This window comes from Massilia phyllostachyos, from assembly GCF_021044825.1.
GTDB classification, from domain to species: Bacteria; Pseudomonadota; Gammaproteobacteria; order Burkholderiales; family Burkholderiaceae_D; genus Telluria; species Telluria phyllostachyos.
Genome location: NZ_JAJNOC010000006.1, coordinates 71,803 through 88,632 on the forward strand (window position 1 = coordinate 71,803; position 16,830 = coordinate 88,632).

Annotated in this window: 19 protein-coding genes; 4 read left to right on the forward strand and 15 right to left on the reverse strand. The window is 65.7% G+C overall.

The window, feature by feature from the left end; translation table 11 throughout:
• Window positions 1-43: 43 nt before the first annotated feature.
• The 3 genes from LQ564_RS17565 to LQ564_RS17575 form a co-directional block, all read right to left on the reverse strand.
• On the reverse strand, window positions 44-1,165 hold the full coding sequence (locus LQ564_RS17565; RefSeq protein WP_231059413.1) for a COX15/CtaA family protein: 1,122 nt from the start codon (window positions 1,163-1,165) through the stop codon (window positions 44-46).
• A 178-nt stretch (window positions 1,166-1,343) separates the two neighbouring features.
• Entirely contained in the window at window positions 1,344-1,976 is a 633-nt protein-coding gene (locus LQ564_RS17570; RefSeq protein WP_231059633.1) for an SCO family protein, read from the reverse strand.
• Window positions 1,945-2,757, reverse strand: a complete 813-nt coding sequence (locus LQ564_RS17575) for an SURF1 family protein (protein ID WP_231059414.1) — start codon at window positions 2,755-2,757, stop codon at window positions 1,945-1,947. The genes LQ564_RS17570 and LQ564_RS17575 overlap by 32 nt, the downstream gene beginning before the upstream one ends.
• Window positions 2,758-2,790: 33 nt before the next feature.
• Between LQ564_RS17575 and LQ564_RS17580 the strand changes: the two genes are divergently transcribed.
• The gene (locus LQ564_RS17580) at window positions 2,791-2,991 is read left to right on the forward strand and encodes a twin transmembrane helix small protein (RefSeq protein ID WP_231059415.1); all 201 of its coding nucleotides are present in this window, start codon (window positions 2,791-2,793) and stop codon (window positions 2,989-2,991) included.
• Between the two features lie 91 nt (window positions 2,992-3,082).
• On the opposite strand, the gene LQ564_RS17585 is transcribed toward LQ564_RS17580, so the two are convergent.
• The 7 genes from LQ564_RS17585 to LQ564_RS17615 form a co-directional block, all read right to left on the reverse strand.
• Window positions 3,083-3,940, reverse strand: a complete 858-nt coding sequence (locus tag LQ564_RS17585; RefSeq protein ID WP_231059416.1) for a cytochrome c oxidase subunit 3 — start codon at window positions 3,938-3,940, stop codon at window positions 3,083-3,085.
• A 124-nt stretch (window positions 3,941-4,064) separates the two neighbouring features.
• Window positions 4,065-4,274 (reverse strand): DUF2970 domain-containing protein, encoded by a 210-nt coding sequence (locus LQ564_RS17590; RefSeq protein WP_231059417.1) that lies wholly within the window; start codon window positions 4,272-4,274, stop codon window positions 4,065-4,067.
• Window positions 4,275-4,856: a cytochrome c oxidase assembly protein gene (locus LQ564_RS17595; protein ID WP_231059418.1), complete on the reverse strand. Its 582-nt coding sequence runs from the start codon at window positions 4,854-4,856 to the stop codon at window positions 4,275-4,277. It lies immediately after the preceding gene.
• 1 nt (window position 4,857) lies between these two features.
• Complete coding sequence (locus tag LQ564_RS17600; protein WP_231059419.1) at window positions 4,858-4,968, reverse strand: cytochrome oxidase small assembly protein; 111 nt, start codon at window positions 4,966-4,968, stop codon at window positions 4,858-4,860.
• Between the two features lie 2 nt (window positions 4,969-4,970).
• Complete coding sequence (gene ctaD / locus LQ564_RS17605) at window positions 4,971-6,578, reverse strand: cytochrome c oxidase subunit I (protein ID WP_231059420.1); 1,608 nt, start codon at window positions 6,576-6,578, stop codon at window positions 4,971-4,973.
• Between the two features lie 28 nt (window positions 6,579-6,606).
• Window positions 6,607-7,797, reverse strand: coding sequence for a cytochrome c oxidase subunit II (gene coxB / locus LQ564_RS17610; RefSeq protein ID WP_231059421.1), 1,191 nt, complete (start codon window positions 7,795-7,797; stop codon window positions 6,607-6,609).
• Between the two features lie 364 nt (window positions 7,798-8,161).
• Window positions 8,162-9,082 (reverse strand): methyltransferase domain-containing protein, encoded by a 921-nt coding sequence (locus LQ564_RS17615; RefSeq protein WP_231059422.1) that lies wholly within the window; start codon window positions 9,080-9,082, stop codon window positions 8,162-8,164.
• Window positions 9,083-9,149: 67 nt separating this feature from the next.
• Between LQ564_RS17615 and LQ564_RS17620 the strand changes: the two genes are divergently transcribed.
• Entirely contained in the window at window positions 9,150-9,887 is a 738-nt protein-coding gene (locus tag LQ564_RS17620; protein ID WP_231059423.1) for a ComFC family protein, read from the forward strand.
• Between the two features lie 17 nt (window positions 9,888-9,904).
• Entirely contained in the window at window positions 9,905-10,375 is a 471-nt protein-coding gene (gene trmL / locus LQ564_RS17625) for a tRNA (uridine(34)/cytosine(34)/5-carboxymethylaminomethyluridine(34)-2'-O)-methyltransferase TrmL (RefSeq protein ID WP_231059424.1), read from the forward strand.
• On the opposite strand, the gene LQ564_RS17630 is transcribed toward trmL, so the two are convergent.
• Window positions 10,357-11,547, reverse strand: a complete 1,191-nt coding sequence (locus LQ564_RS17630; RefSeq protein ID WP_231059425.1) for a GDSL-type esterase/lipase family protein — start codon at window positions 11,545-11,547, stop codon at window positions 10,357-10,359. The genes trmL and LQ564_RS17630 overlap by 19 nt on opposite strands.
• A gap of 221 nt (window positions 11,548-11,768) precedes the next feature.
• Here LQ564_RS17630 and LQ564_RS17635 point away from each other — a divergent pair, with 221 nt between their 5' ends.
• Complete coding sequence (locus LQ564_RS17635) at window positions 11,769-12,323, forward strand: PEP-CTERM sorting domain-containing protein (RefSeq protein WP_231059426.1); 555 nt, start codon at window positions 11,769-11,771, stop codon at window positions 12,321-12,323.
• Window positions 12,324-12,429: 106 nt separating this feature from the next.
• On the opposite strand, the gene LQ564_RS17640 is transcribed toward LQ564_RS17635, so the two are convergent.
• The 4 genes from LQ564_RS17640 to LQ564_RS17655 form a co-directional block, all read right to left on the reverse strand.
• Window positions 12,430-12,846, reverse strand: a complete 417-nt coding sequence (locus LQ564_RS17640) for a YgiW/YdeI family stress tolerance OB fold protein (RefSeq protein ID WP_231059427.1) — start codon at window positions 12,844-12,846, stop codon at window positions 12,430-12,432.
• 61 nt (window positions 12,847-12,907) lie between these two features.
• On the reverse strand, window positions 12,908-14,266 hold the full coding sequence (locus LQ564_RS17645) for a sensor histidine kinase (protein ID WP_231059428.1): 1,359 nt from the start codon (window positions 14,264-14,266) through the stop codon (window positions 12,908-12,910).
• Window positions 14,253-14,921 (reverse strand): response regulator, encoded by a 669-nt coding sequence (locus tag LQ564_RS17650; RefSeq protein ID WP_231059429.1) that lies wholly within the window; start codon window positions 14,919-14,921, stop codon window positions 14,253-14,255. Before LQ564_RS17650 ends, LQ564_RS17645 begins: the two co-directional genes overlap by 14 nt.
• Before the next feature lie 44 nt (window positions 14,922-14,965).
• Complete coding sequence (locus tag LQ564_RS17655; RefSeq protein WP_231059430.1) at window positions 14,966-16,666, reverse strand: TonB-dependent receptor plug domain-containing protein; 1,701 nt, start codon at window positions 16,664-16,666, stop codon at window positions 14,966-14,968.
• Window positions 16,667-16,830: the final 164 nt, after the last annotated feature.

Consider the following 16,830-nt stretch of genomic DNA (forward strand, 5'->3'; position numbering starts at 1 on the left):
GCTGGGCCGGCACGCGATTGCGCGGGCCGGATCGCGCGGCTCGTCATACTGCCGACCTCGCGCGGTTCACGTCTAATTGGTACTTCACCCGGTAGTTTAACATGGTCGCCAGCAGGACCAGCAGGGCTGCCCCTGCGTTATGCATCACAGCAATGGCGAGCGGGAAGTCGAAGTAGACCGTGGCCACGCCCGTCATCAGCTGGACGAACAATACCAGCGCCAGCAGGCGCGCGTGTTTCGCCAGGTAGGGCTGGCGCCAGGCGCGCCATACCAGCAGGCCGAGCACCGCCACGACGACGATGGCGAAGTTGCGGTGCACCCAGTGGATCGCCACCAGGGCCGAGAACGGCAGATAGTGGCCCGCCGCCGTCTTGCCGAGTTCGCGCCACAGGTGGAAACCATGCTCGAAGTCCATCGGCGGCACCACATAGCCATCGCACAGGGGGAATTCGTCGCAGGCCAGGGTCGCATAGTTAGTGCTTACCCACCCGCCGAGCGCGATCTGGGCCGCGATCACCACGGCCGCCAGGATGGCGAGGACGCGGATGCGGCGTAGCGCGGCGGTGTCGGTCGTGGGCGCCGGCGGCTGCATCAGGAAGTCTTCGCGTCCGCCGAGCCAGGCCAGCAACGCGAGCAGGCCCATGCCCAGCAGTAGGTGGATGGTGACGATCGCCGGCTGCAGCTTGAGGGTGACGGTCCAGGCGCCGAACGCGCCCTGGATGCAGACGAAGACGAACAGCGCGAGCGGGATGGCCGGCTTGAAGGCCTGCATCCTGGTCTTGCGCCACTGGACGATGGAGGTGAACAGCAGCGCCATGATGATGACGCCGATGCCCATGGCCAAGTAGCGGTGGATCATTTCGATCCAGGCCTTGGCGACGGTGACCGGGCCGGTCGGCATGGCCGTTTGGGCCGCCGAGATCTGCTCGTGCGCCAGGAAGGGGTTGGCCATGCCGTAGCAGCCCGGCCAGTCCGGACAGCCCAGGCCGGAATCGGTGAGGCGGGTGAAGCCGCCGAACACGATCAGGTCGAAGGTCAGGAAGACCGCGACCCAGACCAGCTTGCGGAATTTATTGGCGTCGGCCGACATCCAGACCATCGAGAGCGGCAGGATCGCCACGAGGATGCCCATCAGGGCGAGTTGCAACAGGGAGGAAGCTTGCATGGTTTATCCGAGGTGATGCAGTGAAACGGTGAATCGGTGGGGCGGCAGGATTTTCTCACGGCAGCGGCGCGCCGATGTGCGGCGGCGCTGGTGCGCCGATACGCTGCCGCGCCGCCAAGCCGCTGCGCCGCTGCGCCGGCGTATTCGTGCATTGGTGCATTGGCGCGGTGGCCGCCGGTCAGCCGATCGCCGATGCCTTGAGCAGTTTGGCGATGTCCTTGTAGACCTTGCGCGGGTCAGGGTCGGCCGGGAAGCGCATCATGAGGTTGCCGAGCGGGTCGATCAGGTAGATATGGTCGGACGGCTGGGTGCCCCCCTCCGCCGGCAGCCATTTCGCCACGACGTCGCCTGGAGCGCGCAGCAGGTGCATGCCGTCGTACTGGCGGATCGTCATGGTGTCGAGCGGTTGGTCGTCCGTCACCAGCCAGACCCGCTCCACCCGGTCCATGTTCTTGCCCTGCATCAGGCGCCACTGGCGCATGGCGAACAGCTGCTTCTGGCAGGCCTCCAGGCATTCGCCGCCGCCGACCTTCAGCATGATCCACTTGCCGGCGTACGCCTGCAGGGTTTCCGGGCGGCCGTCGAGGGTGGTGCTGGCCATGGCCGGGATCGGGCGCGTGCGCGGGTCGATCAGGGCGCCGTAGTTGGTGCGACCGCTGGGCTTGATGACGTAATACGTCAGGTAGGACAGGATCATCGGCGCCGCGCACACCAGCAGCACGGCGAACAGCTTCCAGCGGCCGCGCTTGCGGGCCTGGACGGGATCGGGTGCCGGCTGCTTAGTTGCGTCCTGCTTGCTTGCGTCCTGCATCGCTGCTTCCTGCTTCACGGTTTCCTGCATGGTGGGTTCCTGGTTTGTCGTTGCCTGCATGTCCTCGCTTCGCTCCACTTCGGAATCCGGTGATCACGAAGAACAGGACCGCCATCGCCGCCAGCGCATACCACTGGAAGGCATAGCCCCGGTGCTTGTCGATGCCGCTCGAGGGCGCCGGCCAGGCGCGCAGCAGGGACTCGCCCGGCACGTCCGGCCCGGTCTGCTGCACGAAGAAGGGCTGCAGCGTCAAGCCGGCGGCGCCGGCCATTGCCGCCGGATCGATGTTCTGGACGATGGCGCGCGGCGCCAGGGGCGCAGCCGTGCCGATGTCCATCACGTGGCCGGCCGAGCTTGCAACAATGCCTTCGATCCTCACCACACCGCCCGGGGTCGTGAATGCCGGCAGCTTGCCGTATTCCGCTTCGCGCGGCAGCCAGCCGCGCATCACCAGCACATGTGTGCCCGAACCCGCTATTTTAAACGGCATCACGAGGTAGTAGCCGGAGCGGCCCGCCATCGGGCGGTTGGCGAGGAACAGCGGCCAGCCGGCGACGAATTCGCCGGTGACGGTGACGCGGCGGTATTCGAGTGCGGCGGCGGGGGTGATGGTGGGGCCGAGCGCGACGGGCGGCGCGGCCGCGAAGGCGCTGAGCTTTTCCTGCACCGCCAGTTTCTGGGCTGCCCTGCCCTGTTGCCAGTTACCTAGTGCAATACCCAGCAGGGCAAGAAGCAATGCGGCGATGAATGGAATAAGGCGAAATTGGAAACGGAAGCGCATTACAATGAAGCCTCAACCTTTCCCGGGCCGACCATGAAACTGCTTGTTGCCATTGCCTTCATCCTGATTCTCGCCAGCCTCGGCTCGGCCCTGTTCTTCCTGATGCGCGACAAGGGCCAGAGCAACCGCACCGTGCATGCGCTGGCGATGCGGGTCGGCTTGTCGATCACCTTGTTCCTGTGCCTGCTCGGCGCCTACAAGATGGGGTGGATTGCGCCGACGGGTATTCGATAAGGGATTGCATCTCCAACGAACGGGCTGGCCTCTACCGGCTGCTTGCCTGCCGCTTCATCGTAGGGTGGGCGGTCCTCCGCCCACCCTACAACTACAGCCAGTAGACGACGACGTACAAGCCCAGCCACACCACGTCCACGAAGTGCCAGTACCACGCCGCGCCTTCGAAGCCGAAGTGGTTGTCGGCCGTGAAGTGCCCTTTCAGCACACGGTACAGGATCACCGACAGCATGATCGCGCCCATGGTCACGTGGAAGCCGTGGAAGCCGGTCAGCATGAAGAAGGTCGAGCCGTAGATGCCCGAGGTCAGCTTCAGGTTCAGTTCCTGGTAGGCGTGCATGTATTCATAGACCTGGAAGCCCATGAAGACCGCGCCCAGCAGGATGGTGGCGGCGAGCCAGAAGGCGGTCTTGCCGCGGTGGCCGGCGCGCAGCGCGTGGTGCGAGATGGTCAGCGTGACGCCCGACATCAGGAGCAGCGCGGTGTTGATGGTCGGAATCGGGAACGGGCCCATGGTCTGGAAGCCGTCGACCACGCCGGCCGGGCCGGTATTGCCCCAGGTCGGCGCGAAGTCCGGCCACAGGATCTTGTGGTCGAGGTCCGACAGCCACGGCATGGTGATCGCGCGGGCATAGAACAGCGCACCGAAGAAGGCGGCGAAGAACATCACTTCCGAGAAGATGAACCAGCTCATCGACCAGCGGAAGGACAGGTCGATGTTGCGGCTGTACATGCCGGATTCGGATTCGCCGATCGCGTCGCCGAACCAGAAATACAGCACCACCAGCATCGCGGCGATGCCGGCCAGGCACACGGCGGGGCCCCAGGCGGCGCTGTTGACCCAGGCCGATGCGCCGATCATGGTCACCAGCATCGACATGCCGGCGCTCATCGGCCAGCGGGAGGGACCGGGTACGAAATAGTGGGGCGCGGTTTGTGGCGAACTCATCTTCATCTCCTCAACTCTTCTGAATTATCGGTAACTCTGAATCGCGAAACTTGGGCCCCGGCCTGCGCCGGGGCGACGTTGTGTCAGGTATCGGCATCGCAGTTGCGGCGACGTCGATCGTGTTCTATGCGCTTACCGCGAACCGCACCGCCAGCATGATCAATCCAATGAAGACCGCGGCCCCGATCAGGCCGGCGATGATCACGTGCACCGGATTCAGGTTGGCCGCATCCTTCTCGTAATCGCTGCGCTTGCGCACCCCGAAGAAGGACCAGAACACGGCCTTCATCGTGGCCAGGAAACTGGCCTTGCGCTGGAGCGGGTTGTCGCTCATTTACTTCACCACCGTCCCCGCCGGCGCCGCCGCGGTCTTCGTCATGCCGCCGATCTCGAAGAAGGTGTACGACAGCGTGATGTTCTTCACCTCGCGCGGCAGCTTGGGGTCGATGAAGAATACCACCGGCATCTGGCGCGCCTCATGCGCCTGCAAGGTCTGCTCGCGGAAACAGAAGCACTCCACCTTCATGAAGTGCGGCGTCGCCGCCTGCGGCGCGTAGCTCGGAATCGCCTGCGCCTTGACCGCCCTGCCCTGGGTATTCACCACCTCATAGGTCACAGTGGCCAGTTCGCCCGGGTGCACTTCGATCGTGCGCTGGGTCGGGCGGAAACGCCATGGCCCCTGCGCATTGCCGTCCAGCTCGACGACGATCTTCCTCGTCTTGTCGATCTGGGAATTCACCGGCGCCTCGACGAAGTCGCCCTTCTGGGTCAGCACATTGATGCCGAGCACCTCGCAGATCTGGCGGTACATCGGCACCAGCGCATAGCCGAAGCCGAACATCATCACCGCCACCACCACCAGTTTCCCCAGGGTGGAGCGGTTCAGGCGCCTGACACGGCTGCTGATCGGCGTCATCTCAGCTCAACAGCGTGAACTTGACGAACACGCTGGCGAAGAAGAACAGCGCGATCCCGCCCAGCACCAGGGCGGTCTTGAGGTTGCTCGCCTTGCGCGGGTCCTGATTCATGATCATTTCACCAGCGGCGGGGTTTCGAAGGTGTGGAACGGCGCCGGGCTCGGCACGGTCCACTCGAGGCCTTCCGCGCCTTCCCATGGCTTGGCTTCCGCCTTCTTGCCGCCGCGGATGTTCGGCAGCACTACCGCGAACAGGAAGTAGACCTGCGACAGGCCGAAGCCGAAGGCGCCGATCGACACGATCATGTTGAAGTCGGTGAACTGGGTCGCGTAGTCCGCATAGCGGCGCGGCATGCCGGCCAGGCCCAGGAAGTGCATCGGGAAGAAGGTGATGTTGAAGGTGACCAGCGACAGCCAGAAGTGGATCTTGCCGCGCAGTTCGTTGTACATATAGCCGGTCCACTTCGGCGCCCAGTAGTAATAGCCGGCGAACAGGGCGAACAGCGAGCCCGCCACCAGCACGTAGTGGAAGTGCGCCACCACGTAATAGGTGTCGTGCACCTGGATGTCGATCGGGGTCACCGCCAGGATCAGGCCGGTGAAGCCGCCCATGGTGAACACGAAGATGAAGCCGACCGCGAACAGCATCGGGGTTTCAAAAGTCATCGAGCCCTTCCACATGGTGGCGACCCAGTTGAACACCTTCACGCCGGTCGGCACCGAGATCAGCATGGTGGCGTACATGAAGAACAGCTGCGAGGTCACCGGCATGCCGGTGGTGAACATGTGGTGGGCCCAGACGATGAAGGAGAGGATCGCGATCGACGCGGTCGCGTACACCATCGAGGCATAGCCGAACAGGGGCTTGCGGGCAAAGGCCGGGATGATCTGCGAGACGATGCCGAAGGCCGGCAGAATCATGATGTAGACCTCGGGGTGGCCGAAGAACCAGAAGATGTGCTGGTACATCACCGGGTCGCCGCCGCCTGCCGCATTGAAGAAGGAGGTGCCGAAGTGGCGGTCGGTCAGGGTCATGGTGATCGCGCCCGCCAGCACCGGCATCACGGCGATCAAGAGGAAGGCGGTGATCAGCCAGGTCCAGCAGAACATCGGCATCTTCATCAGGGTCATGCCCGGTGCGCGCATGTTCAGGATGGTGACGATGATGTTAATGGAACCCATGATCGACGAGGCGCCCATGATGTGCATGGCAAAGATCGCCATGTCCATGCCCGGGCCCATCTGGGTCGACAGCGGCGCATACAGGGTCCAGCCGGCGGCGGTGGCGCCGCCCGGCGAGAAGAACGAACCGGCCAGCAGGATCGCGGCCGGCGGCAGCAGCCAGAACGAGAAGTTGTTCATGCGCGCGAAGGCCATGTCGGAAGCGCCGACCTGCAGCGGCAGCATCCAGTTGGCGAAGCCGACGAAGGCCGGCATGATCGCGCCGAACACCATCACCAGGCCGTGCATGGTGGTCAATTGGTTGAAGAATTCGGGGCGGAAGAACTGCAGGCCCGGCTCGAACAGCTCGGTGCGGATCATCAGCGCCAGCACGCCGCCCGAGAGCAGCATGATGAAGGAGAACCACAGGTACAGGGTGCCGATGTCCTTGTGGTTGGTGGCGAACAGCCAGCGGCGATAGCCGCTCGGATGGTCGTGCGCATGATCATGAGCGTGATCGTGCGCGTGGTCGTGGCCGTGGTCGATGGTGCTGGTAGTCATGTCGATTTCCCTGAAGCTGAAGAGCTAATCACTTGCTGCGTGCGGCCAGCACTTCGGCCGGTTGCACGATGTTTTCCGCAGCCTTGTTCGACCAGGTGTTGCGGGTATAGGTGATCACGGCGGCGATCTCGGTGTCCGACAGCTGCTTCCAGGCCGGCATTGCCGACGGGAAGGCCGGGGTATCCTGGCCGTTGAGCAGGATCTCGATCTGGTGCGCCTTGGCGCCCAGCACGTTCGGCGAGCCGTCCAGCGACGCGAAGGCGTTCGGGATGCCCTTGCCGTTGGCCTGGTGGCAAGCCACGCAGTTGGCGGCGTACACTTGCTCGCCGCGGGTCTTCAGTTCATCGATGGTCCAGACCTTGTTCGGGTCGTCGGCCAGTGCCGCCATTTTCTTCTTCTCGCCGGCCACCCAGGCAGTGTAATCCTCGGCGGAGACGACGCGCACGACGATCGGCATGAAGGCGTGGTCCTTGCCGCACAGCTCGACGCAGTTGCCGCGGTAGACGCCGACCTTGTCGGCCTTGAACCAGCCGTCGCGCACGAAGCCGGGGATGGCGTCCTGCTTGATGGCGAAGGCGGGGATGGTCCAGGCGTGGATCACGTCGTTGGCGGTGAACACCATGCGGATCTTCTTGCCGACCGGGACCACCATCTCGTTGTCCACTTCCAGCAGGTAATTTTCACCTTTCTTTTCGGTAGCGGCTTCGCCTGGCAGGCCGATCTGGCTGCGCGGGGTCGACAGGTTCGACAGGAAGGAAATGCCTTCGCCTTCGCCGTTCAGGTAGTCGTAGCCCCATTTCCACTGCATGCCGGTGGCCTTGATGGTGATGTCGGCGTTCGAGGTGTCCTTCAGGGCGACCACGGTGCGGGTGGCCGGCAAGGCCATGCCGATGACGATCAGGAAGGGAACGATGGTCCAGGCGATCTCGACGGCGGTCGATTCGTGGAAGGTGGCGGGCTTGTGGCCGAGCGACTTGCGGTGCTTGAACACCGAATAGAACATGACACCGAACACGCCGACGAAGATCACCAGGCAGACGATCATCATCCAGTTGTGCAGGTCGTAGATGTCGTGGCCGACAGCGCTCACGGGGGTCTGCATGTTCAACTGGTGTTCCTGCGGCCGGCCCGTGATGTTCGGATCGGCTGCCCATGCTGGGATGCCGGCCGTTGCTGCGAGGCCGAACAGCATGGCCCCAAGTCGCGTTGCATATGTCATGTTGTCCCCAACCACCCAAAATAAAAATATTTTTAACGGTCGGCAGCTCCATGAACGAACTGCCGCCGCTCCGAAACGTGTTCGCAGAAAGGCACATACCAATACCGCGAAATTGCGCTGCGGAACGGTGGGTCAACCTCCACGCCGGGGTCGCCGGCGGCTCTGCTAATGCTGCAATTCAATTCTATTTTGTGCCGCGAAGTGCTCGATTTTTCAGCGATTTTTCTTACTTGGCGACAAAAATAGCGATTGATTATATCCAAACCAGTAATTTTTATTCAAGGAAAATCCACCCGCCGGGGAGCAACGGGGCATCCTGGGTATGTCTCTTCCGTAGGTGCAATGCAACATAAATAAAGCAGGCTCAGTCCGGCTTGCGCGGCTGGAAGCGCACGATGGCTTCGCCGGATGCCGTCACCCGTGGCGCCGGACGGAAGGCGTGGCCATAGATGACCTCGAAGGTCAGGCCGAGCTTGCCGTCCGGACGCCGCCCCGCCTCCAGGGCATCGAGCATGCGCTGCCAGGCCGCGCGCCCGACCAGCCCCTGCCTGCGCGTGGCCAGCGGATTGCCGCCGATCGCGCGCACGTCCGCAAGCAGGCTGGCCGCCGTATCGTAGGTGACGGTAATACGCTCCATGTCCATCACCGGCGTGGAAAAGCCCGCCTCCACCAGCTGGTCGCCGAAATCGTGCATGTCGACGAAGGGCAAGGTGTGCGGCGTCTCGTCCATGGCGGCGAAGGCGCTGCGCAGTTCGGTGAAAGTATCGGGGCCAAAGTTCGAGAACATCAGCAAGCCATCCACGCGCAGCACGCGGCGCCACTCGGCGAACACGCGGTCGGGTTGCGGATGCCAGTGCAGCGCCAGGTTCGACCACAGCAGGTCGAGCGAGTTCGCCCCGAAGGGCAGCTGGCCGAAGTCCCCGCACAGGATGTCGACGCCGGCCTTGGCCGGCAGCAAACGGCTGAGCATCTGGTTCAGCGAACGGGTGCTCGGGGCCGGCGCCCTGGCGGCGGCCGCCATCGCCGGCGCCGCATCGATGCCGAGGATCTGGGCCGCAGGATAAGTCTTCTGCAGCAAGGCGAGGTCGGCGCCGGCGCCGCAGCCGGCATCGAGCACCTGCTTCGGCAGGATCTTCACGAGTTGCAGGCGCTCGTGCATGCGGGTGGCGATCTCGCGGCGCAGGAAGTCGGACGGGGCGACGCGCTCCGGGCGGGCGAACAGGGTGCGGACGCGATCGGGGTCGATCGGCGCGCTCATCTTGGAAGGGGATTGTGGTGCGGCCATGGTGGTGAAGCGGACAAATGAGATAATGGCGGAGTGTACATGGTTGCGCATAGTTCAGCCGATGCCCATGCTTTCCCCGACATCTCGCCTGCGCGCCCTGCCCCGGCTATTGCTGCAGGCCTTGCTGCCCTCCAGCTGCGCGCTGTGCGGCGCGGTGCAGGACGCGGCGGTGTGCCGGGCCTGCTCGCTGGCCTATGCCGCTGGAGGACGTCCGCGTTGCCCTTGCTGCGCCAACCCGGCCGCCGCCGGCGACACCGGGCGGCATTGCGGCGCCTGCCTGGCCGACGCGCCGGCCTTCGACGCCACCGTCGCCGCCTGCGACTATGCGGCGCCGCTCGACAGCCTGGTGCTGGGATTGAAATTCAGCGCCCGGCTGGCGCTGGCGCCCTGGATGGCGGCGCGGCTGCGCAAGGCGGCCCTGGCAAGCGGCGCTCCCCTGCCCGACCTGCTGTGCGCGGTGCCGCTGGGGCCGCGCAGGCTGGTCGAACGCGGCTACAACCAGGCGCTGGAGGTGGCGCGCCCGCTGGCGCAAGGACTCGGCATCCCGCTCGCGCCGCGCCTGCTCGAGCGCGTGCTCGAGACGGCGGCCCAGTCGGGGGTGGCGCCCGGCGAACGGCGCCGCAACGTGCGCGGCGCCTTTGCGCTGGCGGACGGACAGCTGCCGCTGGCGGGACGGCATGTCGGCGTGGTGGACGACGTCATGACCAGTGGCCACACACTCGATGAACTGGCCGGCGTATTGAAAGCCGCCGGCGCGGCGCGCGTGACGAACTTCGTGTTCGCCCGCACCCCGCCCCATGCATAGCCATTAGGAGAAAGATTTTGTTCCACGTCGTCCTGGTCGAACCGGAAATCCCGCCGAATACCGGCAACGTCATCCGCCTGTGCGCGAACACCGGCGTGCAATTGCACCTGATCGAGCCGCTCGGCTTTCCTCTCGACGACGCCAAGATGCGCCGCGCCGGTCTCGATTACCACGACTATGCGACCATGAAGGTGCACAAGAACTGGGAAGCATTCCTGGCGGATGCCAAACCGGACCCGGCGCGCATGTTCGCGCTCACCACCCACGGCTCCGCGCCGTTTGCGGACGCGGCATTCCAGCCGGGCGACGTGTTCGTCTTCGGCGCCGAATCGCGCGGCCTCGACCCGGCCCTGCGCGAGACCTTCCCACTCGGCCAGCGCATCCGCCTGCCGATGATGCCCGACAACCGCAGCCTGAATCTTTCCAATACGGTGGCGGTCGTGGTGTACGAGGCCTGGCGCCAGAACGGTTACGCCGGCGGCGCGTGAACTCCGCCCCGCGCGCCGAACACGCCGCCGGCGAAGACCTTGTCGTGGAAGCGTTCGCCGATCAGGCGGTGCGCTTCGGCGTCGGGGTGCAGTTCGTCCGGCAGCGGCAGGCGCGCATTATCTTGCTCACCGTATAGCTCCCTGCCGTCCAGATAGTGGATGGCAGCGTCGTGTTGCGCCCGTTCGCGCACGATCTGTTCCAGCTGGGCGCGGATGACGGCCAGCGTCAGCTTGCCTTGCCGGACTTCGGCCTCGGTGCCCGTCGTACGGAAGCGCAACTGCCCTTTGGCCAAGGATTTGCCGTCGACCAGCGTCGGGCCCGGGTTGTTTTCATGGATCGGGCAAAACACCGGCGAGATCACCAGCAAGGGCGTGCTCGGATGGCCTTCCCGGATCGTATCGAGGAAACCATGCACCGCCGGACCAAAGGCGCGCAGGCGCATCAGGTCGAGGTTCACCAGGTTGATGCCGATCTTGAGACTGATCAGGTCAGCCTCCAGGTCGCGGATCGTGCGCGCCGTGAACGGGTCCAACAGTGCGCTGCCGCCGAAACCGAGGTTGAGCAAATCGACGCCGGCGCGGCCGGCCGCCACCGCTGGCCAGATGCCGGTGGGGTGCGTTGCGTTTGAACCCTGGCTGATCGAACTGCCGTGGTGCAGCCAGCGGCGCTTGCCCGCGCGCGGCAGGGGTGCGATCGGCGCATCCGCATGCAGCGCCACCAGTTCGGTGGTTTCGTCGTGCGGGAGCCAGAGTTCGACCATTTTGTCGCCCTCCGGCAAGTCGGCGAAGCGCAGGGTTTGCGGTGTGCCGGGCTCGACGGTGGTCGCGCCGCTCACCATGTCGATGTGCAAGATCGTGCCGCTCGCCGCGCTGGCTTGCTGCAGCAAGACGCCGTCGACCAGCAGGTCGACCACGCCGTCCGGCCGCGGCGCCATGGCGCGGTAGCGGCGCTTGGTGGGCAGGGTCACCAGTTCGACCATGCTGGCCGTGGTGCGGAAGGCCAGGCGCACGCCGGAAGGCTGCGACTGCGCCATCGCCAGCTGCGCATCCCGGCACTGCGCGCGCGCCCAGACCGGCAGGCGGTGCGGCAGGACGCCTGCCTCGGTATGCTCGAGCTCGACTGCACCGTGGATCAGCGTCGGCGGGATGGGGGAAATCGTGAACATGGTCATGTGGCGGCCTCTCGAAGGGAGGCGCGATTTTTCCCAAGGCCGGCGGCTTTGTCAATCAAAGGCCACGGGTGAGGGAGAGGACATTCTTCGCAGCAATGTTACATTGTTGCGCCATCAAGACACAATGCAAAAATGTGAGCCGGAGCACAGCAAAGCTGACTAGCGCAGGAGTAGGCTGGTCACGTAACACATTGATTGGCGCCATTTGCTCGAGGTATCACATGAAAAAGTTGCTTTCCACCGGCGCCCTGCTGCTTTGCTGCACCGCTGCCCATGCTGACCCCATCTCGTGGGGATTTTCCTTCAACGGCTTCTACGACAGCGTGTCGAACAGCTTCCTGCCTGATGAAGTGATTTCCGGATCGTTCAAAGGGAATGATCTGGACAACGACGGCCTGCTGGAGAAAGACGAGCTGCTGTCGCTCGTGGTCGGCGAGCTCGATTATGTCGCCTGCGCACCGACCAGCAATACCTATTATTTCTGCGGCGCGACCGGGTTTTCCTTTTCTCCCGACAGCGGACTACACTTCAGCGTCGGCAGCTATGGCATCGACCCCGAAGGCTGGGTCGGCGGCGGCCGCCTGATCACGACCGGCGACCAGCATTATGCCTATGAGTTCAATCCGGCCACGACGACCGAGCGGCATCTGTACTGGACCAGCGAGACGCAATTGACCATGATGTCGCAGGCGCCGGAGCCGCATACCTGGCTGATGCTGGTGGCCGGCCTGCTCGGGCTGGGTTGGCGTGCAAAGCGCTCGGAGCGCTTTTCGTAAGGGTGGGCGGTCCTCCGCCCACGCGTTCATATTCCAAATGAACCGCGTCGTCGCATATTCATCATGTCGTTGAACGCGTGGGCGCGGGAGCGCCCACCCTACATGATTATTTACCGACGACTTTCAGCCCCTTGACTTCGAAGGTCGAATCCCCGAACGTTTCCTTATCGAACTCGCCGGTCAGCTCGACCACGGTATTCTGGTCGATCGTCACGCCCGCCGGGAAATGCTCGGCGTCGATCTCGACGGTAATCTTGCCGCTCGCGTCGGCGAATTCGTAATCCTCGCCGCCCTTGTGGCTGACGATCTTGCCCTGTAGGCGAGCGACCTGGTCGTCCTTGCCCTTGTCCAGCAGATCTTTCGCCTTCATCAGCGGCACGCTCGACGGCCCGGTGTAGCCGGCCTGTGCGGCTGGGGCGGCCTTGCCGGTCGACGGGCCGGTATAGCCGCTGGTCTGCCCAACGGCGAAGGCCGAGGCGGCCAGCAGGGTGGTGACGGCGGAAATCTGGAGAATGCGTTTCATGGTGGCTCCTTGGTGTGATTGGCTAACGGGAGCATTACACCCAGCGGACATTAAACCGATCTTAAGATGGCCAATCCAGCGTCACCCCCAGCCCGCGCCCGTCCAGCCCCGGCCCGAAGGCCAGCCCCACACCATGCAGCTCGGCAATACGCCGTACGATCGACAGTCCCAGGCCGCTGCCGCCCTCCTCCTGGCCCAGCACCCGGAAGAAACGCTCCGTCAGCCGCCGCCGGCTGGCCTCGTCCACGCCAGGACCATCGTCGCGCACGGCGATCCGCGCGCAGCCCCCATGCAGACCCGCCACGACCTCGACCCGGCTGCCCGCCGGGCAGTAGCGCAGCGCATTGCCGATCAGGTTGCGCAGCACGATGCCCAGCATCTGCGGATCTGCCCGTACTGCATCGATCTCGGAGCGCAGCGCCAGGGTGATGCCACGCCGCCCGGCTTCCTGCGCATACCCGGCCTGCAACTCATCGAAGAGCGGCCGTAACGTCACCTCCTGCCCGGCCAGCTGCGCACGCGCCAGCGGATCGAGGCGCGCCAGCGTGAGCAGGCTGTCGACCAGCGCCGTCAGCCGTCCAATATCCGTCCGCAGCTTCTGGAACGATGCGGCCAGTTCCGGATGCTGGCGCTGCAGCAGCTGCACGTGCATGTGCAGGCCCGCCAGCGGCGTGCGCAGTTCGTGCGCGGCGTCGGCCGTGAAGCGGCGTTCGGCCTGCAGCGCCGCGTCCAGGCGCGCCAGCACGTCGTTCAAGGCACCCACGATCGGCAGCAGTTCGCGCGGCTGCCCCTGCGCATCCACCTGCGCCAGGTCGTCCGGGGTCTTGGCGCCGATCGCGGCGGCCGTGCGGCGCAGCGGCGCCAGCACCCGCCCCGTCAGCCACCAGACCACCAGCGCCAGCAGCAGCAGGAAGCCCAGCACCGGCAGCCACAGGGCTTCCGCCAGTTCTTCCAGGATGTCGAAGCGTTTGTCGAAGCGCTGCCCGACCTGCACCTCGAAGCGGCGCGCCTCGTCGCGCACCACGAACACGCGCCAGCGCTCGTCGTCCACCATCAGGTTCGTGAACCCGTGGTCGTCGTCGAAATCGCTCACGAAGGGCCGCGGCGGCGCATCCGCGGTGCGCTGCACCACCCGTCCGCCGGCGACGATCTGGTACTGCATGTCGACCCGCCGCACCTCGTCGCCATCCAGGGGACTCTGGCGCGCCAGCAGGCCGCGCGCATCGAGGCTGGTCGTGGCCGCCATCAGCATATAGGCCGACTCTTCGAGCGCATCGTCGAACACTTCGCCGGTTTCGCGCCAGGCGATGGTGGTCAGCGTCCCGAGGCTGGCCAGCCACAGCACGGCGCTGGCGGCCAGGATCGCGGCCAGCAGGCGCCGGCGCAGCGACCAGGGTTTGACGGTATCAGCCCGCGCCATCTTCCTTGAGCCTGTAACCGAGCCCGCGCACCGTCACGATGCTGTCGCTGCCGAACTTCTTGCGCAGGTTGTGGATGTAGACTTCGATCGCATTGCTCTCGACCTCCTCGCCCCAGCCGTACAGGCTTTCCTCGATCTGCGCACGGGTGACGATGGCGCTGCGCCGCTGCAGGAGCGCCAGCAGCACATGGTATTCGCGCGCGGTCAGGGCCACGGGCTCGCCGTGCAGGCTGGCCTGGCGCGTTTCCAGGTCAAGCGCGATGCCGGCGTGCGCCAGCACATTGCTGGCCTGGCTGGCGCCGCGCCGTACCGCGGCCCGGATGCGCGCCGACATCTCTTCCAGCTCGAACGGTTTCACGAGGTAGTCGTCGGCTCCCAGGTCCAGGCCCTGGACCCGGTCGGCCAATGCATTGAAGGCGGTGATCAGGAGGACCGGCACCGCATTGCCCCTAGCGCGAAGGGATGCGAGCAAGGCGTCGCCCGACAGGCCCGGCAGGCCACGGTCGAGCAGCACGCAGTCGTAGTGGTGGGTGGCGAGGGCTGTCTGCGCCAGGTCGCCGCGGCGCACCCAGTCGACCGCGTGCTGGTCCAGGCGCAGCCAGGCCTGGATGGTCTCACCCAGCGAGGTGTCGTCTTCGGCCAGCAGGATGCGCATCGGGGGTCTCGTCGCGTTTCAAGAGGCCCCAAGTGTACACATTCTCAACGAGGCGAGAACTTCTGCTCGTATTGCAGGCGCCAGCTCCGATAGCTCGCGCCGACGGTTTCGCTCTCGCGCAATCCACGTGCGTCGGCGTAGCGCGAGGCGCCGATGCGGTCCGGCGCCAGCAGGTTCAGGGCCGTGAAGCGCAGGCTGCGCAAGGAGCTGAACTTGTAGAGCGCATACAGTTCGAGGTCGCGCATCGCCGCGCCATAGCGCGACTGGAATACCGAGCTGCGGGTCCAGCCGCCGGATGCGAAACTGAAGCTGGCGCCGCCCGCAATGGTGCGGCCGCTGTAGTCGGCGCCCAGGTTGGCGCTCCAGCGCGGCTGGCGGTCGAGCCGGTTGCCGGGGCCGGGCACGGCGTCCACGCTCGACCAGTTGCGGCTGGCGTTGGCGCGCATTTCCAACGGCCAGTCGACTCCCAGGGTTTTCAACGGCAGCTTGGCTTCCACCGACAGGCTGCGCACCTGCGCATCGCCCTGGTTGATCGGCGCCGAGATCCAGCGCGCGCCGTCGTAGGTGACGGTGCTGCGGATGAAGTCGCGGATCGCGCGGCTGCTGGCGCCCACCGAGACCAGGCCGCCGGTGGCGAAGTAATGCTCCCATGCCGCATCGACGCCGGTGGCGAGTTCCGGCCTCAAGGCCGGGTTGCCGACGAAGTCGGGCGAGACCTCGGTGTTGAAGGTCTGGTGGAACAGGGTCGGCACCAGGTTCGACGGCGGCGGTGCGCGGTAGGTGCGGGTGAGCGCAAGGCGCAGCTGGTCGCCCTTGGCGCCGGGGATCTTCCATACCGTCTGCGCCAATGGACTGAACACGTGGTAGCGCGAGCGGGCCGGCGCGAAACCGTCGCCCGTGGTGTGCATCCGCACGCCTTCCCAGCGCGCCCCCAGGTAGATCGACCAGCCGGGTCGCACGTCCCACTCGTCCTGCGCATATACGGCGAGGCGGTCGAGCGTGGCGGCGAAGCCGTTGTCGAATTCGACGGCCGCGGCGCCGGCCAGGGCACAGTCGCCCCGCACGTCGCGCTGTCGATAGCGCCCGCAGCCGGCGTCCCAGCCGAAGGCGAAGGCGTGGTCTTCGATCAGGGGTACCAGGTATTTGCCGGTGCTGGTGACGCCCCGCTCGCGGATGCTGCTGTCGTCGCGGCTGTCGAGCACCAGTTGCCCTGCGCGGAAACCCTCTCGTGCGATGAAGCGCTCGCTGCGCGCCGCATTGACGCCCAGCTTGGCGTCGAGCCTTGCGCCTCCCTGCAGCCGCCGGGCCAGCGCCAGCTCGGTGCGCAGGCTGCGGTTGTCGATGGCGAAGTGGGCCGGCATCTCCGGGTAGGGATAGGCGGGGCCGGCGAAGGTCTCGGTGCGGTTCGCTTCCGTGCCGCGCGAGCGGCCGTCATTGAAGAAGCTCTGCCAGCTGAGGCTATCGCCCTCGGAGAAGGCCCAGGACAGGCGTGCGTTGGCATTCACGGCGGTGAACCTGCGCTCGTACGCCGAACTGGTTTCGCGCAGTTCGCGCAGCGCGCCGTCCGGCCCCAGCGCGCGCTCGCGGTCGCGCGCCCAGGTGGTCGGATCGGACCGGGTCAGCGTGGCGCCGACGGTGTGGCTGGCCTTGCCGTTCTTGCCCGAATGGCCCAGCGTGAGGGCCGGCGTGCGCGCACCGCCGCCGGCGCCGTAGGCCAGCTTGAGCTCCCCGGCGTTCTTCCCCACGCAGGGTATCGGCGTCGGCCTTGAACTCGACGGTGGCGGGCGCCGGCGCGGCCGGCGTCTGCTGCCAGGCCTGGGCCGGGCCGGACGCGGCGCCGGCGAGGGTGGCGATGGCGATCGTGAAGCGGTGCTGCATCTCGTCTTCTCCTCGGGACCGGAAATAGACA

Coding starts and splice junctions, on each gene's coding strand:
- LQ564_RS17565 (WP_231059413.1), bottom strand. CDS start 1,165: ATGCAAGCTTCCTCCCTGTTGCAACTCGCCCTGATGGGCATCCTCGTG.
- LQ564_RS17570 (WP_231059633.1), bottom strand. CDS start 1,976: ATGCAGGACGCAAGCAAGCAGGACGCAACTAAGCAGCCGGCACCCGAT.
- LQ564_RS17575 (WP_231059414.1), bottom strand. CDS start 2,757: ATGCGCTTCCGTTTCCAATTTCGCCTTATTCCATTCATCGCCGCATTG.
- LQ564_RS17580 (WP_231059415.1), top strand. CDS start 2,791: ATGAAACTGCTTGTTGCCATTGCCTTCATCCTGATTCTCGCCAGCCTC.
- LQ564_RS17585 (WP_231059416.1), bottom strand. CDS start 3,940: ATGAGTTCGCCACAAACCGCGCCCCACTATTTCGTACCCGGTCCCTCC.
- LQ564_RS17590 (WP_231059417.1), bottom strand. CDS start 4,274: ATGAGCGACAACCCGCTCCAGCGCAAGGCCAGTTTCCTGGCCACGATG.
- LQ564_RS17595 (WP_231059418.1), bottom strand. CDS start 4,856: ATGACGCCGATCAGCAGCCGTGTCAGGCGCCTGAACCGCTCCACCCTG.
- LQ564_RS17600 (WP_231059419.1), bottom strand. CDS start 4,968: ATGAATCAGGACCCGCGCAAGGCGAGCAACCTCAAGACCGCCCTGGTG.
- ctaD (WP_231059420.1), bottom strand. CDS start 6,578: ATGACTACCAGCACCATCGACCACGGCCACGACCACGCGCACGATCAC.
- coxB (WP_231059421.1), bottom strand. CDS start 7,797: ATGACATATGCAACGCGACTTGGGGCCATGCTGTTCGGCCTCGCAGCA.
- LQ564_RS17615 (WP_231059422.1), bottom strand. CDS start 9,082: ATGGCCGCACCACAATCCCCTTCCAAGATGAGCGCGCCGATCGACCCC.
- LQ564_RS17620 (WP_231059423.1), top strand. CDS start 9,150: ATGCTTTCCCCGACATCTCGCCTGCGCGCCCTGCCCCGGCTATTGCTG.
- LQ564_RS17630 (WP_231059425.1), bottom strand. CDS start 11,547: ATGACCATGTTCACGATTTCCCCCATCCCGCCGACGCTGATCCACGGT.
- LQ564_RS17635 (WP_231059426.1), top strand. CDS start 11,769: ATGAAAAAGTTGCTTTCCACCGGCGCCCTGCTGCTTTGCTGCACCGCT.
- LQ564_RS17640 (WP_231059427.1), bottom strand. CDS start 12,846: ATGAAACGCATTCTCCAGATTTCCGCCGTCACCACCCTGCTGGCCGCC.
- LQ564_RS17645 (WP_231059428.1), bottom strand. CDS start 14,266: ATGGCGCGGGCTGATACCGTCAAACCCTGGTCGCTGCGCCGGCGCCTG.
- LQ564_RS17650 (WP_231059429.1), bottom strand. CDS start 14,921: ATGCGCATCCTGCTGGCCGAAGACGACACCTCGCTGGGTGAGACCATC.